Source organism: Corynebacterium sp. ACRPH, from assembly GCF_022347285.1.
In the GTDB taxonomy this organism is placed as follows: domain Bacteria; phylum Actinomycetota; class Actinomycetes; order Mycobacteriales; family Mycobacteriaceae; genus Corynebacterium.
Genome location: NZ_JAKRND010000006.1, coordinates 36,896 through 55,834 on the forward strand (window position 1 = coordinate 36,896; position 18,939 = coordinate 55,834).

At 64.5% G+C, this 18,939-nt stretch carries 16 protein-coding genes; 4 read left to right on the forward strand and 12 right to left on the reverse strand.

Annotation, left to right across the window (positions count from 1 at the left end; all coding sequences use genetic code 11):
- Positions 1–6: 6 nt before the first annotated feature.
- The 8 genes from folK to dacB form a co-directional block, all read right to left on the reverse strand.
- Positions 7–570, reverse strand: coding sequence for a 2-amino-4-hydroxy-6-hydroxymethyldihydropteridine diphosphokinase (gene folK, locus MHX66_RS04460; RefSeq protein WP_239200510.1), 564 nt, complete (start codon positions 568–570; stop codon positions 7–9).
- Entirely contained in the window at positions 567–932 is a 366-nt protein-coding gene (gene folB / locus MHX66_RS04465; protein ID WP_035004717.1) for a dihydroneopterin aldolase, read from the reverse strand. The genes folK and folB overlap by 4 nt, the downstream gene beginning before the upstream one ends.
- Positions 925–1,848: a dihydropteroate synthase gene (folP, locus tag MHX66_RS04470; protein WP_239200512.1), complete on the reverse strand. Its 924-nt coding sequence runs from the start codon at positions 1,846–1,848 to the stop codon at positions 925–927. The genes folB and folP overlap by 8 nt, the downstream gene beginning before the upstream one ends.
- Entirely contained in the window at positions 1,845–2,441 is a 597-nt protein-coding gene (gene folE, locus MHX66_RS04475; RefSeq protein WP_011272992.1) for a GTP cyclohydrolase I FolE, read from the reverse strand. Before folE ends, folP begins: the two co-directional genes overlap by 4 nt.
- On the reverse strand, positions 2,441–4,864 hold the full coding sequence (gene ftsH / locus MHX66_RS04480; protein WP_239200523.1) for an ATP-dependent zinc metalloprotease FtsH: 2,424 nt from the start codon (positions 4,862–4,864) through the stop codon (positions 2,441–2,443). The genes folE and ftsH overlap by 1 nt, the downstream gene beginning before the upstream one ends.
- A gap of 77 nt (positions 4,865–4,941) precedes the next feature.
- Positions 4,942–5,523, reverse strand: a complete 582-nt coding sequence (gene hpt, locus MHX66_RS04485) for a hypoxanthine phosphoribosyltransferase (RefSeq protein ID WP_005296857.1) — start codon at positions 5,521–5,523, stop codon at positions 4,942–4,944.
- A gap of 115 nt (positions 5,524–5,638) precedes the next feature.
- Positions 5,639–6,661, reverse strand: a complete 1,023-nt coding sequence (gene tilS, locus MHX66_RS04490; RefSeq protein ID WP_239200525.1) for a tRNA lysidine(34) synthetase TilS — start codon at positions 6,659–6,661, stop codon at positions 5,639–5,641.
- A 3-nt stretch (positions 6,662–6,664) separates the two neighbouring features.
- Positions 6,665–7,999 (reverse strand): D-alanyl-D-alanine carboxypeptidase/D-alanyl-D-alanine-endopeptidase, encoded by a 1,335-nt coding sequence (dacB, locus tag MHX66_RS04495; protein WP_239200527.1) that lies wholly within the window; start codon positions 7,997–7,999, stop codon positions 6,665–6,667.
- A gap of 46 nt (positions 8,000–8,045) precedes the next feature.
- Here dacB and MHX66_RS04500 point away from each other — a divergent pair, with 46 nt between their 5' ends.
- A complete protein-coding gene (locus MHX66_RS04500; RefSeq protein ID WP_034987400.1) occupies positions 8,046–8,528 on the forward strand; it encodes an inorganic diphosphatase in 483 nt (160 codons plus the stop codon).
- Here MHX66_RS04500 and MHX66_RS04505 read toward each other — a convergent pair.
- Positions 8,525–10,996, reverse strand: a complete 2,472-nt coding sequence (locus tag MHX66_RS04505; RefSeq protein ID WP_239200537.1) for an HAD-IC family P-type ATPase — start codon at positions 10,994–10,996, stop codon at positions 8,525–8,527. The two genes, MHX66_RS04500 and MHX66_RS04505, sit on opposite strands and share 4 nt — an antisense overlap.
- Before the next feature lie 57 nt (positions 10,997–11,053).
- Here MHX66_RS04505 and MHX66_RS04510 point away from each other — a divergent pair, with 57 nt between their 5' ends.
- From MHX66_RS04510 to MHX66_RS04520, 3 genes are read left to right on the forward strand one after another with little or no spacing between them, the layout of a single operon-like run.
- Entirely contained in the window at positions 11,054–11,365 is a 312-nt protein-coding gene (locus tag MHX66_RS04510; RefSeq protein ID WP_035004725.1) for a rhodanese-like domain-containing protein, read from the forward strand.
- Positions 11,366–11,397: 32 nt separating this feature from the next.
- Positions 11,398–11,844, forward strand: a complete 447-nt coding sequence (locus MHX66_RS04515; RefSeq protein ID WP_239200553.1) for a MarR family winged helix-turn-helix transcriptional regulator — start codon at positions 11,398–11,400, stop codon at positions 11,842–11,844.
- Between the two features lie 7 nt (positions 11,845–11,851).
- Positions 11,852–15,751, forward strand: a complete 3,900-nt coding sequence (locus MHX66_RS04520; protein WP_239200563.1) for a Pls/PosA family non-ribosomal peptide synthetase — start codon at positions 11,852–11,854, stop codon at positions 15,749–15,751.
- A gap of 91 nt (positions 15,752–15,842) precedes the next feature.
- On the opposite strand, the gene ppk2 is transcribed toward MHX66_RS04520, so the two are convergent.
- The 3 genes from ppk2 to groL form a co-directional block, all read right to left on the reverse strand.
- On the reverse strand, positions 15,843–16,733 hold the full coding sequence (gene ppk2 / locus MHX66_RS04525; RefSeq protein ID WP_034987296.1) for a polyphosphate kinase 2: 891 nt from the start codon (positions 16,731–16,733) through the stop codon (positions 15,843–15,845).
- 160 nt (positions 16,734–16,893) lie between these two features.
- Positions 16,894–17,025 carry a PorACj family cell wall channel-forming small protein gene (locus MHX66_RS04530; RefSeq protein ID WP_239200565.1) on the reverse strand — a complete coding sequence of 44 codons (132 nt, stop codon included), beginning with the start codon at positions 17,023–17,025 and terminating at the stop codon, positions 16,894–16,896.
- Positions 17,026–17,293: 268 nt separating this feature from the next.
- Positions 17,294–18,937 carry a chaperonin GroEL gene (gene groL / locus MHX66_RS04535; RefSeq protein WP_049049725.1) on the reverse strand — a complete coding sequence of 548 codons (1,644 nt, stop codon included), beginning with the start codon at positions 18,935–18,937 and terminating at the stop codon, positions 17,294–17,296.
- Between the last annotated feature and the right edge of the window lie 2 nt (positions 18,938–18,939).

Here is an 18,939-nt window from a genome sequence, read left to right on the forward strand (position 1 = left end):
TCGTCTTTAGTTCTCGCCAGGATCCGATAGTTCGGATCGATCCGCCGGGACGATGGCTTCCCGTTCGGCCGGATCAACCTCTTCCAGCCATTCCAGGATGCCTCGTCCGCCCAAGGTACACCAGGGTTCCCTGGCCAACTGCAAGTCGCTCAGCGGCACCAGCACAAACGCCCGCTCGTGGGCGTAGGGGTGCGGAATAACCAGCTCAAACCCCCACTTCCCCTGGGACTGTAGGGGCTGGGACTGGGCGTCAAAACCAAAAAGAATGTCCACATCGACGGTGCGCGGGCCCCACCGAACCTCGCGCTCCCGCCCCGCGACGGCCTCGGCGAATTGGCAGTGGTGCAGCAGCGCGAGCGGATCCAGCGACGTGCGCAAGGCCACCACGGAGTTGCGGAACTCCTGCTGCTCCACCCCACCCCACGGCGGGGTGATGAAGATCCGCGACTTCTCCACAATCTCGATGGCCGGGTGCATCGCCAACAGCTCGTAGGCGCGTTCGATCTGTGCGGTGGGGCTGCCCACGTCGCCGGGCATGTTCGAGCCGATTCCCAGGAAGGCCGTGATCATCGCTTGGACCTCCGAGCTACCACCCGCACGTCGCCGAACGGGTGGGCGATCGGCGCCTGCGGCTTGTGCACCGTGACCTCCACGGCGTACACCCCGCCCAGCTCTGCGATCTGGTCCGCGATGTTCGAGGCCAGGGTTTCGATCAGGTCGTGGCCTTCCTGCACCTCCACCGCGTTCACCGCGATGTCAGCCAGCTGCACGTAGTTGATCGTGTCTTCCAACGAGTCCGAATCTGCCGCGGCGCGGAAGTCCGTCCACACCACCATGTCCACGATGAACTTCTGGCCGGTGTCCTTTTCGTGCGAAAACACGCCGTGGTGGCCGAAAGCCTCCACGCCGATGAGCTCGATGCGGTCAGCCACGTCGCGCCCTCCATTGCTCGTCGATGTCGGGGCCGCGTCCGGTGGCCATCGCGTGTGCGACGTCCACTGCGGCCCGTGTCGGGGCTACCTTATGCACCCGGACGGCCCACGCGCCAACTGCCGCCGCCAGCGCGGAGGTGGCCGCCGTCGCATCGTCCGCCGATTCCGGGCTGCCGGGGTTGCCGTCGCTCGCGGGGCGCAGCGCGGTGAGAAAACGCTTGCGCGAGGCCCCCACCAGCACCGGATAGCCCATCTGCACCAGCCGGTCGGTGGCGCCGAGCAACTGCCAGTTTTCCTGCGGAGTTTTCGCGAACCCGATGCCGGGGTCCAGGTAAATCTGTTTCTTTGTGACGCCTACCGCCTCCGCCGCTTCGATCCTCTGCTCGAGCCAACCGATGACGTGGCCGACGATGTCCTCGCCGTGGTCGTGGTAGCCCTCGGCTCCGGCGAAGTCCGCGGCGTTTCCCTTGTTCCAGTGCATCAGAATGATCGGCAGGCCGGATTCCGCGGCCAGCGGAAGCATGTCTGGATCCGCCAGGCCGCCGGAGACGTCGTTGAGGTAGGTGACGCCCGCTCTCCAGGCGGCCCGCGCCGTGGATGCCCGCATCGTATCGATGCTGGTGGCGATTCCCCGGCGGGACAGCTCCTCGATGACGGGGGTGATGCGGGCGGCCTCGACCTCTGGGGCGACACGGGTGGCGCCCGGGCGGGTGGACTCTCCGCCGACGTCGATGATGTCCGCGCCGTCGGCGACCATCGCCTCGGCGTGAGCCAGCGCGGCCGCGGTGTCCGGGTAGGCCCCGCCGTCGGAGAAGGAATCCTCAGTGACGTTGAGGATGCCCATCACGAGAGTGCGCTGGGGGTTGTTCGCGCTGGGGTTGTTCGCGCTGGGGTCAGTCACAGCAGAACCCGTCACGGCCGAATCAGCGCCATTGCCTCTGCGCGGGAGGCCGCGTTCTTCTGGAATCCGCCACGGACCGCGGAGGTCACCGTGTTGGCGCCGGGCTTACGGATGCCGCGCATGGCCATGCACAGGTGCTCGGCCTCCAGGACAACGATCACTGCGGAGGGGTCCAGTTTGTCCACCAGCGCGTCGGCCACCTGCGAGGTCAAGCGTTCCTGAACCTGCGGGCGCTTTGCCAGGCCGTCGATCAGGCGGGCCAACTTGGACAGGCCTGTGACCTTGCCGGATTCACCGGGGATGTATCCGATGTGCGCCTTGCCGAAGAAAGGCACCAGGTGGTGCTCGCACATGGAGTAGAAGGTGATGTCGCGCACGAGCACCAGCTCGCGGTGATCCTCGCTGAAGGTCTTGTTGAGAACCTCCGTGGGGTCCTCGTACAGCCCGGCGCACGTCTCGCGGTAGGCGCGAGCCACACGGGCCGGGGTTTCCTGCAGACCCTCACGGTCGGGGTCTTCGCCGATGGCGAAAAGGAGTTCGCGGATGGCCGCCTCTGCCCGCTCCTGGTCGAAGGAGCCGGGGTCGAGCGGCTGCTGTGGGTTATTCACTACTTGTCTTCCTGCCTGTGCTGGCCACCGGACTCGTTGCCGTTGTAGCCACCGTTGTGCTTATCCCAAGGGAACGTCTGCTCCGGCATCTCACCGCGGCGGTAACGCGCCTGCGATTCCTGTGAGTCTTGCGGACGCTGCTGCTCTGCCTGCGCGGACTTCTCTGCCTGTGGTCCAGGCTGCGAGGGCTGCACAGCTTGCTTCTGCTGCGCGGGCTTCTCCGGCTGCTCGTTGTCGGGCAGGCGGAAGCCGCGCTCCTCCGGCGCCACCGGGCGGGCGGTGCCCTGACCCTGCTGGGCGTGCTGACCCTGCTGACCATGCTGACCATGCTGGCCATGCTGGGCTTGCTGGCTCTGCTGGGTCTGCGGGAACTGCTGCTGGCCCTGCTGCAGGCGCTCGGCCTGGCGCTGCTCGTTCTGCGCCTTGCGCTTTTCCATGCGGGCACGGCGGGCAGCGGAGAAGAAATTGGTCTTCTCCGGAGGCTCCTCGCCACGCTCGTGGGCCAGCTCGACCGGGGTCTTCACCGGCTCGCGGTGGTCGCACGGGCGATCCAGATCCTGCATCGGGAAGATGTCTGCAACCTCGCGGGTATCGATGCCTTCGAAGATGGCCTCCAGGTCCGGGCGGCGCAGAGTCTCCTTCTCCAGCAGCTTGGAAGCCAGGGTGTCCAGGTAGTCCCGGTTCTCACGCAGCACGTCGTAGGCCACCTGCTGGGCCTTGTTCATCAGCATGCGCACCTGCTCGTCGATCTGGTTGGCCACATTCTGGGACGGCTGATTGCCGCTCTGGCCGCCACGGCCGACAAACGGGTCGCCGTCGTCCTGGCCGTACTTCACAGCACCCACAACCGGGCTCATGCCGTACTCCACCACCATCGCGCGGGCGATGTTCGTAGCCATCTCAATGTCCGCAGAAGCACCAGTGGTCGGGTTGCCGAAGACCAGCTCCTCGGCAGCGCGACCGCCCATGGCGAAGACCAGGCGGGCGAACAGCTCGGAGCGGTTGTACATGCCCTTGTCGTCCTCGGGGGCGGTCATGGCGTGGCCACCGGTGCGGCCTCGCGCCAGGATCGTCACCTTGTAGACGCGGTCGATGTCCTTCATCGCCCAGGCGGCCAGCGTGTGGCCGCCCTCGTGGTAGGCGGTGACCTTCTTCTCGTGCTCAGAGATGATCTTCGAGCTGCGGCGCGGTCCACCCACCACGCGGTCGGTGGCCTCTTCCAGCGCGTCGGCGGTAATCACGTTGCCGTCCACGCGAGCGGTCAGCAGGGCGGCCTCGTTCAGCACGTTCTCCAGATCCGCGCCGGACATGCCCGCAGTGCGCTTGGCCAGCGACTTCAGGTCCACGTCCTTGGCCAGCGGCTTGTTCTTCGCGTGCACGTTCAGGATCTGCTCGCGGCCCGCCAGGTCCGGGTTGGTCACCGGGATCTGGCGGTCGAAGCGGCCCGGGCGCAGCAGCGCCGGGTCCAGAATGTCCGGGCGGTTGGTGGCGGCCATCAGGATCACTCCGTCGCGGTCGCCGAAGCCGTCCATCTCCACCAGCAGCTGGTTCAGGGTCTGTTCACGCTCGTCGTGACCGCCGCCCATGCCGGCGCCACGCTGGCGGCCGACCGCGTCGATCTCGTCGACGAAGATGATGCACGGCGAGTTCTCCTTCGCCTGCTTGAACAGGTCGCGCACGCGAGAGGCACCCACGCCGACGAACATCTCCACGAAGTCGGAACCGGAGATAGTGAAGAAGGGCACGCCTGCCTCGCCGGCCACGGCGCGGGCCAGCAGCGTCTTACCCGTACCGGGCGGGCCGTACAGCAGCACACCACGCGGGATTTTCGCTCCCAGCGCCTCGTAGCGGCTCGGGTCGGTCAGGAAGTCGCGGATCTCGTCCAGCTCCTCCACAGCCTCGTCGGCTCCGGCGACGTCGTCGAAGGTCGTGTCCGGGTTGTCCTTATTCAGCTGCTTGGCAGTGGACTTACCAAAGCCGAAGGCGCCCATGCCGCTGCCGCCCTGCATGCGGGACAGCATGAACATCAGCAGGCCGAAGATCAACAGCATCGGCAGCAGCATCACCAGCAGGCTGCCCAGGAAGCTATCCTCAGTGACCTTGGTGTTGTACTTCTCCGCCTCGGACTTCTTCACCGCGTCGAAGATCTCAGGCGCGGCCCGACCGGGGTACTTCGCGATGACCTGCTCGATGTCCTTCTTGCCTTCGACCTCGATAGAGTCCTTCAGCTTCAGCTGTACCTGCTGCTCACGATCGTTGATCTGAGCTTCCTTGACGTTCTTGTCTTCCAGCTGCTTCAGGGCTATTGAGGTCTCGACCTCGTCGTAGCCGCGGGCGTCATCAGTTAAAACACCGAACGCATAGATCGCGATGAGGATCACAGAGACAATGCCCGCGATCCTCAATACCTTCTTCTTGTCCATATTTCCTAGAGTGTTGTTGGTTTAAATTGCCGTGCGAACAGCGCTATTTGGAGCTTAATGGATTTCAGCCCAGCGCTTTACTGGTAAACGCGCGGGTGCAGGGTGCCCACGTAGGGCAGGTCGCGGTAGCGCTCGGCAAAGTCCAGGCCATAGCCCACAACGAACTCGTTGGGGATGTCAAAGCCGACCTCGGCCAGGTCGATCTGCACCTTCTGCGCCTCCGGCTTGCGCAGTAGCGTAACGACGGACAGGGACTTCGGGTTGCGGTTGCGCAGGTTCTTCAGCAGCCAGGAAAGGGTCAGGCCGGAGTCGATGATGTCCTCAACGATCACCACGTTGCGCCCCTCGATGTCGCGGTCCAGGTCCTTCAGGATGCGCACCACGCCGGAGGAGCTAGTGGAGTTTCCGTAGGAGCTCACGGCCATGAACTCTAGCTGCGTCGGGATGTCGATCGCCCGCGCGAAGTCGGTGATGAAGAACACCGCGCCCTTCAGCACGCAGATCAGGATGAGGTCGTCTTCCTCGTCGCGGAAGCGGTCAGCGGTGGCCTTGGCCAGCTCGTTGATGCGGGCGTGCAGCGTTTCCTCGTCGATGAGGATACTTTCTAGATCGTCGCCGTAAGGGTTTTCCGGGACATTGAAGTTCTTCTCGCTGTGCATCGCAGACCTCGTTTTCCTCGTTTGTTTCGCAGTGCTTTCGCAGTGTGGCTTCGCTGACTTGGCTCCGCTGCATTGGCTTCGCCGTTTTGTGCCTGCCTGGCATTCTAGCGCGCAGCTACGACCTGGGGACAGTCGCTAACTGCAGGTACCCATCGCGACGTTGCACGACCAGGCGGTGGGTGCGCCGTTGCAAGGTGGATGCAGGTTGGTTCTGTGGCCACGGCACTGCTGCCCCTCCCTGCCCTTTCCATGCGATGACCAGCGCGTCTATCGCGTTGAGGTGCGCGCTCGTGAGGGGTCCGGCTTTGTCTGCCAGCCATTGTTTGAGCACCCTACGCCGCAGTGCCGCTGGTTGCTGTTGTAGTTCAGTGCAGTTTAATGACGCCCCCTCCTCCGCCGCCTGCAGCTCCCGTCCAGCGAGCTCGTCGAGTAGCTCGACGTCTTCGCGGAGCATCCGCGCGGTGCGGGCCATGTTCGCACCGATGTGCTCCCCGAGCGCATCTTGCAGGTAGGGCAGCACATGGGTGCGGATGCGGCTGCGCAGGAAGGTGTCGCTGGAATTGTGCGGATCCTCCCACCAACTAAGGCCGGCGGCGCGGCATTCTGCCTCCGTATCCGCGCGAGTGCAGTTCAGCAGCGGACGGCCGAGCCACACGGCCCCCGCGGCCACGGCCGCGTGGTCGGTGTGTACGGATCGCATCCCGGCGATGGCTTCCGCCCCGGATCCGCGGACCAGCCCGATGAGCATCCCTTCTGCGTCGTCATCCGCCGTGTGAGCCACCAAGAGAGGCCGCCCGGCGGCTGCCACGCCGAGGACTTCGTAGCGCGCCTGGCGCGCCGGCCCCTCCCCTGGGCCTTCCACTTCGACGGTGCGGATCTCCGCCGCCGCCCCGAGGGAGCGCGCGGTATCCGCGGCCTGCCGCGCCACCTGTGCGGAGCCTTCCTGCAGCTGATGGTCCACCACCACCGCGTGTACCTTCACCCCGCAGCGCAGCAGGCCGTGCACCAGTGCCAGGGAGTCTGCCCCGCCGGATAGCCCCACTGCCACCCCGGCGCGAACCTGTTCCGCGCGCGCTGCGAACTCGGGGCTGGTTTCCAGCTCTCGCAGCCATGCCCGGATCTGCGACTGCACACTCATGGCTTACTCGGCTGAACGCACCGCGTTCGCCAACCGATCCAGCGCCGGGCGGGCGGAGTTCGGATCGGACTCATTGGAGAGGAACGCAAACGTCAGCGCCCGCCCCGAGTCCGTCATAACAGTCCCGGCCAGGGCGTTCACTCCGGAAAGAGTGCCAGTCTTGGCGCGCACCCAACCGGCGGAGTCCTCCGCACCGGAGCCGGAACCATAGCGCGCCTCCAGGGTGCCCTCCACGCTGGCCACCGGCAGCATGTCCAAAATGTCGCGCACCTCCTTGTTGGAGAGCACCCCGTCTAGCTCGTGGGCAGTCAGGCGGTTCTTCTCGCTCATGCCGGAGTTATCAAAGAGCGTTGCATCCTTGGTATCGATGCCGTGTTCCTTCAGCACGTCGAGGGTCGCGCTCGTGGCGCCCTCGAAGGTCTGCGGTTTACCTCGAGCCTCCGCAATCTCCCGGCCAATGGCCTCGGCCATGATGTTGTCGCTGTGCACCAACATGTCGCGCAGGCGCACGCTCAGCGGCGCGGACTTAACGCTTGCGATGGGGTCTTGGTCACCGAGACTGGGCGTCACTTCCTTAGAAACAGTGACCTCCGCATCCGCGCCGAGCGCATCGGCGAGAGCGCGCCCCACATCCTCGCCAGGGTTGTGGGAACGGGCGGAGTCGGAGGTATAAGGATCGAGGCGCCCGGCATCGAGCATGACGGCATCCAGGTTGGCGACATTGCCGCCGTCGATATCCTCGCGATCCCAGGTCTTGTTGAAAAGGTCGCCGGAGCGGATCGAATTGTCCACGACGATGGAGGTCACGGCCTGGCCGCCCAGCTTCTTCTTCACCTTCTCGGCCAGCTTGGCTACCGAGGCGGCATCGGTGAAGAAGCCCTCGCCATCGCGGGACAGCGAAACATCGCCCTCGCTGCGCAAGACCAGCCGACCCGGGTCGTTCGGGTCTTGCAGTAGGTCGGTGGACCAGCGGCTATCTTCGTCCAGCGCCAGGATCGCGGCGGCTGCGGTGTACAGCTTGGTGGCAGAAGCCGGGGTGAGCTTCCGGTTTTCGTCCTTCGCCCACAGCACCTCGCCGGTCTCAACATCAGTGACGGAGGCGGACAGCACCCCCAGCGCCGGATCCGCCGCGGCGCGCTGAATAGCGGCCTGCACATCCGGCACGTCCCCCTCGGGCGCGTGCATCACCGGGGTGGGCTCCGCCAACTGCTCGGCGGCCGGCACCTCGTAGCGGCCATTCATCGACCACACCACAGCAGCCCCCACTACGACCGCCACGACGATCACGAAGGCGAGGATGCTCCACAGCCATACTTTCAGGGACTTCCGCTCACTCACTCGTTTCACCCTAGCCGAAAAAAGGCGCTCGGTTAGAATGGTGCGCATGAGCAAAAAAATCGAAGTAACTGTTGAAATCCCGAAGGGTTCCCGCAACAAGTACGAAATCGACCACGAGACCGGCAAGGTCCACCTCGACCGCTACCTGTTCACCCCGATGGCATACCCGGCCGACTACGGCTTCATCGACCACACCCTGGGCGAGGACGGCGACCCGCTGGACGCACTGGTAATCCTGCCAGAGCCGGTCTTCCCCGGCGTAATCGTTGAGGCCCGCCCGGTTGGCGTGTTCAAGATGACCGATGAGGCCGGCGGCGACGACAAGCTGCTGTGCGTGCTGGACGACGTGCGCTTCGACCAGTTCCAGGACATCGAGGACATCGACCAGTTCACCAAGAACGAGATCGAGCACTTCTTCGTCCACTACAAGGACCTGGAGCCGGGCAAGGAAGTCAACGGCTCCGGTTGGGGCAACGCCGAGGAAGCAGTGAAGATCCTCGACGAGGCCATCGAGCGCTACAAGGGCTAACTCACAGCCGCTTGCCGGCGGGCGGCGATCTGGTGCACAACCTCAATGAGCACCGCCCCGCCCGCACCCACGGCCAACCCCGTGAACATCAGCTTCAGGTTGCCCGTGTGCAGAATCAACAACTCACGTAGCGGCGGCACCAGGAAGATCACCAGGTAGCCGCCCACACAGCCGGCCAGCAGAAGCACCTTCCACCAATTCAGCGGCCGCGCCACAATACCCAGCACCCACAAACCCATGACGATCAGCGCCAGCAGCACGGCAGTACCGGCCTGTTGCCGCTGAATTTCCGGCACCTCCGCGCCGGGGTAGATGATGATCCACATCGTCACGCAGATGCCGCCGATGAGCACGCCGGAGGGAATCGCCAATGACAGCACGCGCCTGACGAATCCATCCCGCGGACGTTCCGTGTTCGGGGCCAGCGAAAGAATGAACGCCGGGATGCCGATGGTGAACCAGCCGGTGATAGTCACGTGAATCGGCTGGAACGGGAAAGAGATTCCCAGCACCGCCACCACCAGCGCCAGCACCACCGAGTACACCGTCTTCGTCAGAAACAGGTGCGCCACGCGCTCGATGTTGCCGATCACCCGGCGTCCCTCGGCCACCACTCGCGGCAGTGCGGAGAACTTGTTCGTCAGCAGCACTAGCTGCGCCACGCTGCGCGTTGCGGGTGCGCCCGAGCCCATGGCCACTCCAATGTCTGCCTTTTTCAGCGCCAGTACGTCGTTGACGCCGTCGCCGGTCATGGCCACCGTGCGGTCCTGGCGGTGCAAAGATTCCACCATCTGCTGTTTTTGCTCCGGGCTGACCCGCCCGAAGACATTTCCCCGTTTGATCTCCGCATCGAAGGCTTCGTCGTCCAGGCCGTTCAGCGTGCGGGCGTCCACCGCCACGAGCTCCCGTTCGGTCGCCTTGCGCGCGACCGCCGCCACGGAATCCGAGTTGTCGCCGGAGATCACTTTGATGTCCACGTTCTGCTCGTCGAAGTACGCGAGCGTTTCGCGGGCGTCGGAGCGCAGTTGCTGCCGAAGCACCACGAGCACCGGTTTGGTCAGCTGCGGGGCGGAATCCATGCTGAGGTCGTCCGTGTTGGCCCAGGCCTCCCCGTCGGCGCCTTCGAGCTTGCCGAACACGAGGATGCGCAGCCCCTGATCGCCCAGCTGTTTGGCCGTTTCTGCGGCGCGACCGCCTTCGCGCAGAAGCACGTCGGGGGCGCCCATGATCCAGGCGGTGGCGTCCGAGCAGGCGAACCCGGAGAACTTGTAGCGCGAGTTAAAGGGAATCTCGTGGCCCTGCCACTGGTCGGGCTCCACACCGCGCTCGCGCAGCCCGGCCACAATGGAGCGGGCAGTGTCGTTCAGGTCGTCCTGAGCGTTCAGCATGGAGGCGAGGTTGCGCGCCCAGGCTTCGTCCGCTTCGCTACCGTCCGCGGCGACGATGGAATCCAGCTCCATTTCATTGGTGGTGAGGGTGCCGGTTTTATCGGTGCATACCGTATCGACGCGCGCGAGACCTTCGATAGCGACGAGCTCATTGACCAGGGCTTTGTACTTGCCGAGGCGAATCACGCCCGCAGCGAAGGCGATGGAGGTCATAAGAACCAGCCCCTCCGGCACCATCGGGACGATCGCCGCAGCCATGGAAAGGATGGATTCGCGCAGACCCGTATCGGAGCGAACCAGCTGGGTCCAGATCGTAAGGATGCCGGTGGGGATAAGCAGCCAGGTGATTACCTTGAGGATGCTGTTGATGCCATTCATAAGCACAGAGTCGGTCAGCGAAAACTCGCTGGCCTGCGAGGCCAGGCGTGCGGCATAGGCCTCGTCGCCCACCTTATCTGCGCGGAAAACTGCGGAGCCTTCGTTGACGAAGGATCCGGAGAGGATCTCGTCGCCCTCGCCCTTGCTCACAGCATCGGCCTCGCCGGTCAGCTGGGACTCGTCGACGCGCAGCGAGCCGGCCACCACCGTGCCGTCCACCACGACCTCGTCCCCACTGCGCAGCTTGATGATGTCCCCGAGGACGACCTCGTGCTGCGGGATGGTCCTTTCCTCACCGTCGCGGATGACGGTGGATTCCGATTCGCCGACGATGCGCAGTTTGTCGAGGGTCTTCTTCGCACGCAGCTCCTGGACCACACCCACCGCGGAGTTAGCAATAATGAGCAAGCCGAAGGCGGCGTTGATGACCGAACCGGTAGACAGAACGATCGCGCACAGCACGCCGAGGATGGCATTGACGCGGGTGAAGATGTTGGTGCGCAGGATCTGCGCCACGCTCCGGCCCGTTCCGCGGCTCTGCGTATTCACCTCGCCGCGCTGCGTGCGCTCCTCTACTTCGGCGGCTGTGAGACCTCGCGAAAGGTCAGCCTGTTCTTCGGCATCGGCTTGCTCGCTGGCGTGCGCCAATTCAACCTCCTGCGTAGACGACCCGGCGGCATTCCACCGGGGTGCCCCATCCATTTAACTCCATCTCGCTGGTTGTCCACACCTTTGCCACCTTGCCTACAATGGGGCGCCATGAGTGATTTCGAAACAGTACAGCCCACCGATGTTCCTGCTGGCGCCCAGCTGATCGACATTCGTGAGGTGGATGAATACAACCAGTGGCACGCCGAGGGCGCGACCAACCTGCCACTCTCCGAGCTACAGGCCCGCTACGGCGAGCTGGATCTGAACGAGGACATTTACCTGATTTGCCTGTCCGGCGGGCGCTCTGCACGCGCCTGCCAGTGGCTGGAGCAGAACGGCATCGACGCGATCAACGTCGCCAATGGCACGGCCGGTTGGCGAGACGCCGGACTCCCCATCGTGGGGCAGCCCCACAATTAGACAAGACCCATGGTCGGCGTTATATTTGTGGCATGTCCGAAAACACGCCGCTACCCGCTGACTTGTTGTCTTCGCCCTCATTCCAGCTTGAGCGCCTACGCCGCCGCACCCGCGACTTCGTAGAGACCGCGCTCGCGGATAAGGGCTTCAACCTGCGCGAATTCTGGGTTCTTGCGTGCCTCGTCGATGGCGATGCAGCAAGCCAGGCCACACTAGGCGAAATCCTTGGAGTGGACCGCTCCGACATGGTTCGCCTGGTTGACTCCCTGGAAGAGCGCTCCCTTGCTAAGAGGGTTAAGGATCCCAAGGATCGTCGTCGCCAAATCATCTCGGTGACCAAGAAGGGCACTAAGACCTACACCAGTCTCTCCCCTCTGGTCGCCACCGCAGAGGATAAGGCGCTGGACGAATCCACTTCCAAGCAGCTTAAGCACTTGAGCAAGCTGGCAAAGGCCATTATCTCTACCGAGGAGGCCTAGGCGAAAGGTGCAGATTCCTTCCCGGTACCTCCGTTCCCACGAGGCACCGGAGCCACGCACGCTCATCGACATTGTGCGTGCGACAGCTTCGGCGTGCCCTGAAGCCCCCGCCATCGACGACGGCAAGGGGGTCATTACCTATTCCGAGCTGCTCGACGAGATCAACGAAACCGCCGAGTGGCTGCATAAACGTGGCCTCGGGCGCGGCGACCGCATCGGCATTCGTGTGCCCAGCGGTGATCGCTCGCTCTACATCGCTATTCTGTCCACCTTGGCCGTCGGTGCTGCCTATGTACCTGTTGACGCCGACGACCCGGAGGAGCGAGCCTCCCTCATCTTCGGCGAGGCCGGCGTGGCCGCGATTTACGGCGCTGACGGGCTGCAACTAGTCGACGCACACCTGCAGGCAGCCCCTGGGGCAGCCTCCAGCAAGGCATTCGGCCCGGACCTGGAGACCGATGCGTGGATCATTTTCACCTCCGGTTCCACCGGCAAGCCGAAGGGCGTGGCGGTCACCCACCGCAACGCGGCTGCCTTCGTGGACGCGGAGGCAGAGATGTTCCTGCAGGACGAGCCACTGGCCCCCGGAGACCGCGTGCTGGCCGGACTGTCCGTGGCCTTCGACGCCTCCTGTGAGGAAATGTGGCTGGCATGGCGCCACGGCGCCTGCCTGGTACCCGCCCCGCGCGCCCTGGTCCGCTCTGGCGTGGATCTGGGCCCTTGGCTGGTTTCCCGCAGCGTCACGGCCGTTTCCACCGTGCCGACCCTGGCCGGTCTCTGGCCCGATGAGGCCCTGGATGCCGTGCGTCTGCTGATCTTCGGCGGCGAAGCCTGCCCGCCAGAGTTGGCCGCCCGCCTGGCCACCGATTCCCGCGAGCTGTGGAACACCTATGGCCCGACCGAGGCCACCGTCGTGGCCTGCGGCACCACCATGGACGGAGTGCGCCCGGTTTCCATCGGCACTCCCCTGCGCGGCTGGGATCTGGCTGTCGTTAACGAGAACAACCAGCCGGTGGGCTGGGGCGAGACCGGCGAGCTGATCATCGGCGGCGTCGGCTTGGCCCGCTACCTGGATCCGGAGAAGGATGCGGAAAAGTTCGCGCCCATGCCGGAGCTCGGCTGGGAACGCGCCTACCGCTCCGGCGACCATGTGCGCCTCGAGGAAGACGGCCTGTACTTCGTCGGTCGTATCGACGACCAGGTGAAGATCGGTGGGCGTCGAATCGAACTCGGTGAGGTAGACGCCGCGCTGTCCGCCCTCCCCGGAGTACGCAGCTCCACCGTCGTGGTGCAGACCACCGGCGGTGGCGACAAGGTGCTGGTGGGCTACGTCTCCACCGAGGGCAACGTCGAGGACTTCGACCAGCAGCAGGCGCTAGACCAGCTGCGTGATTCCATGCCCGCTGCCATGGTTCCTCGCCTGTGCGCGCTGGACGAGCTGCCGGTGACGACCTCCGGCAAGGTGGACAAGAAAGCCCTGCCATGGCCGCTGCCTTCCAGTGGCAACGCGGAGTTCGACAACCCCACCCAGCAGTGGCTGGCGGGGCTGTTCGCCGACGCGCTCGGCACGGCCGTAACCAGCCCGGATGCGGACTTCTTCAACCTCGGCGGCACCTCCCTGGGTGCGGCCACGCTGATCAGCCGCGTGCGCCGGGAGGTTCCGACCGTCAGCGTGCGTGATCTCTACGATCACTCCCGCCTGGGCGCGCTGGCAGACCACATCGACTCTCTGCGAGAAAAGTCCGGCAGCGCGGGCACTGGCCAGGCCGCACAGGCTAAGGACGTCACACCCGCCAAGCCGGTGGGCATCGGCACCCGCCTTGCGCAGGCCCTGATCCAGATTCCGGCGCTCACCCTCGCGGGCGCGCAGTGGGTCACCTGGATCCTGGTATTCAACGCGATCCTGTTCCACGGTTCCTCGTGGTCGGGCGACGTGCCGTGGGTGGTAGACGTTCCTTGGGCCGTGGTCATCGCCGCGGTGATCGTCTTCGCCACCCCGCTGGGCCGCCTGCCTTTGTCCGCACTGTTGATCCGCCTGATTACGGCGGGCATCGGCGAGGGCGACTATAAGCGCGGTGGCTCTGTTCACCTGCGCATTTGGGCTGCGGAGCGCGTGGCGGATTCCTCCGGCGCGCGCGATGTCTCCGGTGCTGCATGGATTACCACTTATGCCCGTTGGCTGGGCGCGAAGGTCGGAAAAGGCGCTCAGATGCACACCCTGCCGCCCGTCACTGGCCTGCTAACCCTGGGCAAGCACTGTTCCATCGAGCAGGAGGTGGATCTTTCCGGCTACTGGCTGGAGGGCGATGTGCTGCATGTCGGCAGAATCGAGGTTGGCAAGGACGCCTCCGTCGGCGCCCGCTCCACCCTGTTCCCCGGTGCCCGCATCGGCGCCCGCGCTCACATCGAGCCCGGCTCAGCCGTCACGGGAGCCAAGAAGGTCAAGGCCGGTTCGCAGTGGGCAGGTTCGCCTGCGGTGAAGGTCGGCAAGGCCCGCAATCGTTTCCCGGAGCACGCCGCCCCACGCCGCACCCTGTGGTTCTGGCTCTACGCGCTGAGCGCCATCGCGATGTCGTTCCTGCCCCTGGTGGCTCTGTTCGTCGCTGCAGCGTTTGTGCTGTGGCTCGTTCCTGTTGACGCCCCCTTGCTGGTGCTTCCCATCGCCGCAGTTGGTGGTCTGGTGGCATTTGCAACGTACGCAGCACTGACGTGGCTGTCCGTCCGTCTGCTGTCCACAGGCCTGAAGCCGGGCGTGGTGGCCGTGCGCAGCCTCAGCGGCTGGCGCGTCTGGGCAGTTGAGCGCCTGATGGACAGCGCCCGCACTCAGCTGTTCCCGATGTACGCGGCACAGTTGACCCCGCTGTGGTTCCGCAGCCTGGGCGCCAAGGTGGGCAAGGATGCGGAGATCTCCACCGCCGTGATGGTGCCGCGCTTCGCCGAGGTGCGCGAGGGCGCGTTCCTGGCGGACGACACGATGGTCGGCGGCTACGAGCTCGGCGGTGGCGGCTGGATGCTTACCGGTAACACGAAGGTGGGTAAGCGATCCTTCCTGGGCAACTCCGGTATCGCCGGCCCGGATCGCACGCTGAAGAAGAACTCCCTGGTGGCCGTGCTCTCCTCTACCCCGGTGAAGACGAAGTCCGGCAGCAACTGGCTGGGCTCCCCGCCGGAGCGCCTGCGCCGCGTGGCCGTGGAGGCCGGTGGCGAGTCCCGCACCTACAACCCGGGCTTCGGCCTGAAGGTGGCTCGCGGCATCGTGGAGACCCTGCGCCTGCTGGCGCCGATGACCTCCGCCATGATTGCGGCGGGCGTGGTGCTGGCGCTGCAGTGGATGCTGCTGAACCAGGGCATCTGGCAGGCCTTCGCGGTCTCCGGCCTGGTTCTGGTCGGCGCTGGCTTCGTGGCCGCAGCCGTGACAGTACTGATGAAGTGGCTGTGTGTGCAGCGCATCAAGCCAGGCGAGCACGAGCTGTGGTCGGCCTTCGTATGGCTCAACGAACTGCAGGACCAGTTCGTGGAGACCGTGGCCGGCCCGTGGTTCCTGGCGAACACGATGGGCACGGGCAGCCTGAACATGTTCCTGCGTGCGTTGGGCGCGAAGATCGGCCGGGGTGCGTGGCTGGATTCCTACTGGCTGCCCGAGGCGGACCTGGTCAGCATTGGCCGGGGCGCCAGCGTGGGCCCGGGTTGTGTGGTGCAGACGCACCTGTTCCAGGACCGTGTGATGAGCCTGGATACCGTCACCCTGGGCGACGGCGCGACGATGGGATCCCACAGCGTGGCTCTGCCCGCCGCAGCGATCGAACAGGCGGCGACGGTCGGCCCGGCGTCACTAGTTATGCGCGGCGACCACGTGCCCGCCGCAACGAAGTGGCAGGGCAATCCAATCGAGATCGTGGAAAGCTAGCCTCTACATACACAAGCCCCGGTCGCCCTACGCAGGGCAGCCGGGGCTTGTTCGCGTACTGGCTTTTTCTGGCCAGCCCGGGTGGGTGCTATTAGTCGCCGATCTGATCGCGGCCGCGCTTGACGATCTTCGGATCCGGCTCGCCAACGACCTCGTGGTCCTTGTCCGCGTACTCGAACTTGGACAGGACGTAGCGCATCGCGTTGATGCGGGCGCGCTTCTTGTCGTTGGACTTAATGGTGATCCACGGGGACTCGTTGGTATCCGTGTAGCGGAACTGCTCTTCCTTGGCACGGGTGTAGTCATCCCACTTATCCAGGGAGGCCAGGTCCATCGGGGAGAGCTTCCACTGGCGAACCGGGTCCACCTGACGGATGGCAAAGCGGGTGCGCTGCTCCTTCTGGGTGACGGAGAACCACAACTTAGTCAGAGAGATGCCCGAGCCCATGATCATGTTCTCCAGCATCGGAACCTCACGCAGGAACTCCGCGTGCTGATCGTTGGTGCAGAAGCCCATCACGCGCTCGACACCAGAGCGGTTGTACCAGGAGCGGTCAAAGAAGACGATCTCGCCGCCGCACGGGAAGTGCTGGACGTAGCGCTGGAAGTACCAGGAGGTGGACTCGCGCTCGGAGGGCTTCTCCAGGGCCACAGTGCGGGCACCACGGGGGTTCAGGTGCTCGTTGAAGCGCTTGATGGTGCCACCCTTACCGGCAGCATCGCGACCCTCGAAAATAATGATGTGCTTCTGGCCGGTGTCCTTGGTCCAGTTCTGGAACTTCAGCAGCTCGATCTGCAGGGCGCGCTTGGTGGTCTCGTACTCGTCGCGGCTCATACGCTCGTCGTAGGGGTACTGGTCGCGCCAGGTATCAACCCGATGGCCGTCCGGAGTGATCAGTACCGGATCGTCTTCATCCGAGTCGTCCACCAAGTAGCCCTCGGTAGCGGCAAGATCAACCATGTGGAATTCTTCTTCGGCCATGTGCCTGGGTTCTCCTTCGCCTGAAGATTTTTAAATTTAAGTAGCACTTTCCATTCTAGTGCTTTTAGCCCAGCTATACAGATGTGCCGGAACCATACGGGGTAGGAAAGGCATGAAAAAACCCCGGCCGAAGCCGGGGTTTTAGCTGTTAAGCGGAAGCTTACTTCGCAGCCTTGCCGTTAACCCACTCGTTGATAACGCCGGCAACCTTGCCCAGGCCCTCGAAGATGCTCTTGAAGCCGCCGAAGAAGTCGGTCAGCTGGGTGAAGATGTTGTTGATCTGCTCGAACATACTAGTTTCTCCTCTTGTAGAGATTGGGGGCGCCAGTTCCTCTGAGCCCGATAATTTTCTTGTGGTAGTGACGCCCCCTCTAGGCCGTCTGGGGAATAGAGTAGCGGATCTGCGAAAAGCTACAACCCCTGGGCGGATCCTTCTTCAGATCCACCCCCACCAGGGGGTAACAATTCGATAAAGATCCAGCTCAGGGGCTGTTTTTACGGCGAGTCTACCTAGGTTAAATCAAGGAAAACTAGCTATTTTTAGCTGTTTTACACGGGGCTTAGAAGCCGCCCATGCCGCCCATCTCGTCGGCACCAGGCATTGCCGGTGCCTCCGGCTCCGGCTTGTCCGCGACGACAGCCTCGGTCGTCAGGAACAGTGCCGCGATGGAAGCAGCGTTCTGCAGCGCGGAACGGGTGACCTTCACCGGGTCGGAAATGCCAGCACCCAGCAGATCGACGTACTCGCCGGTTGCAGCGTTCAGACCCTCGCCTGCAGGCAGGTTGGCAACCTTGTCCACGACTACGCCCGGCTCTAGGCCAGCGTTGTGAGCGATCTGCTTCAGCGGGGCTGCCAGGGCCGCGCGTACGATCTGCACACCGGTAGCCTCGTCACCTTCCAGGCCCAGGTTGTCGTCCAGCACGTTGGCGGTCTGCAGCAGGGCTGCGCCACCGCCGGCGACGATGCCCTCTTCTGCGGCTGCCTTAGCGTTGCGCACGGCATCCTCGATGCGGTGCTTGCGCTCCTTCAGCTCCACCTCGGTGGCGGCGCCGACCTGCAGCACTGCAACGCCGCCGGACAGCTTAGCCAGGCGCTCCTGCAGCTTCTCTGCGTCGTAGTCAGAGTCCGCGTTCTCGATCTCCTGGCGGATCTGCTTGATGCGGCCAGCCAGCTGCTCTGCGGAGCCTGCGCCGTCGACGATGGTCGTATCGTCCTTGGTCACCACGACCTTGCGGGCGGTGCCCAGCATCGGCAGGTCTGCGGTCTCCAAGGAGAGGCCAACCTCTTCGGCGATGACCTGGCCGCCGGTCAGGATCGCGATGTCCTGCAGCTGCGCCTTACGGCGGTCGCCGAAGCCCGGTGCCTTCACGGCGACAGACTTGAAGGTGCCGCGGATCTTGTTAACAACCAGGGTGGACAGAGCCTCGCCCTCGATGTCCTCGGCAACGATCAGCAGCGGCTTGCCGGACTGCATGACCTTCTCCAGCAGCGGCAGCAGATCCTTGACGTTGGAGATCTTGGAGCTAACCAGCAGGATGTACGGGTCCTCCAGCACAGCCTCGCCGCGCTCCACGTCGGTGGCGAAGTAGCCGGAGATGTAGCCCTTGTCGAAGCGCATACCCTCGGTGACCTCGAGGTTCACGCCGAAGGCGTTGGACTCCTCGACGGTGATTACGCCGTCCTTGTTCAGCTGGCCGTCGCCAACCTTGTACATAGCCTCGGCGATCAGCTCGCCGATCTTCTCGTCAGCAGCGGAGATGCCGGCGGTAGCGGCGATCTGCTCCTGGGTCTCGATCTCCTTGGCGTGGCTCAGCAGCTCCGCCGTGATCTTCTCCACGCCAGCCTGGATGCCGCGCTTAATGCCCATCGGGTTGGAGCCAGCGGCAACGTTGCGCAGACCCTCGCGTACCAGGGACTGTGCCAGGACGGTAGCGGTGGTGGTGCCGTCGCCAGCGACGTCATCGGTCTTCTTGGCGACTTCCTTGACCAGCTCGGCGCCGATCTTCTCGTAGGGGTCTTCCAGCTCGATTTCGCGAGCGATCGTCACACCGTCGTTGGTGATCGTCGGGGCGCCCCACTTGCGCTCCAGGACGACGTTGCGTCCCTTCGGGCCGAGGGTTACCTTAACCGCGTCTGCCAGGGTGTTCAGACCCTTTTCCAGTCCGCGGCGTGCTTCTTCGTCGAATGCAATCATCTTAGCCATGA

Coding starts and splice junctions, on each gene's coding strand:
- folK (WP_239200510.1), bottom strand. CDS start 570: ATGATCACGGCCTTCCTGGGAATCGGCTCGAACATGCCCGGCGACGTG.
- MHX66_RS04510 (WP_035004725.1), top strand. CDS start 11,054: ATGAGTGATTTCGAAACAGTACAGCCCACCGATGTTCCTGCTGGCGCC.
- hpt (WP_005296857.1), bottom strand. CDS start 5,523: ATGCACAGCGAGAAGAACTTCAATGTCCCGGAAAACCCTTACGGCGAC.
- ftsH (WP_239200523.1), bottom strand. CDS start 4,864: ATGGACAAGAAGAAGGTATTGAGGATCGCGGGCATTGTCTCTGTGATC.
- MHX66_RS04505 (WP_239200537.1), bottom strand. CDS start 10,996: ATGGATGGGGCACCCCGGTGGAATGCCGCCGGGTCGTCTACGCAGGAG.
- tilS (WP_239200525.1), bottom strand. CDS start 6,661: ATGAGTGTGCAGTCGCAGATCCGGGCATGGCTGCGAGAGCTGGAAACC.
- MHX66_RS04530 (WP_239200565.1), bottom strand. CDS start 17,025: ATGTTCGAGCAGATCAACAACATCTTCACCCAGCTGACCGACTTCTTC.
- groL (WP_049049725.1), bottom strand. CDS start 18,937: ATGGCTAAGATGATTGCATTCGACGAAGAAGCACGCCGCGGACTGGAA.
- MHX66_RS04500 (WP_034987400.1), top strand. CDS start 8,046: ATGAGCAAAAAAATCGAAGTAACTGTTGAAATCCCGAAGGGTTCCCGC.
- MHX66_RS04515 (WP_239200553.1), top strand. CDS start 11,398: ATGTCCGAAAACACGCCGCTACCCGCTGACTTGTTGTCTTCGCCCTCA.
- ppk2 (WP_034987296.1), bottom strand. CDS start 16,733: ATGGCCGAAGAAGAATTCCACATGGTTGATCTTGCCGCTACCGAGGGC.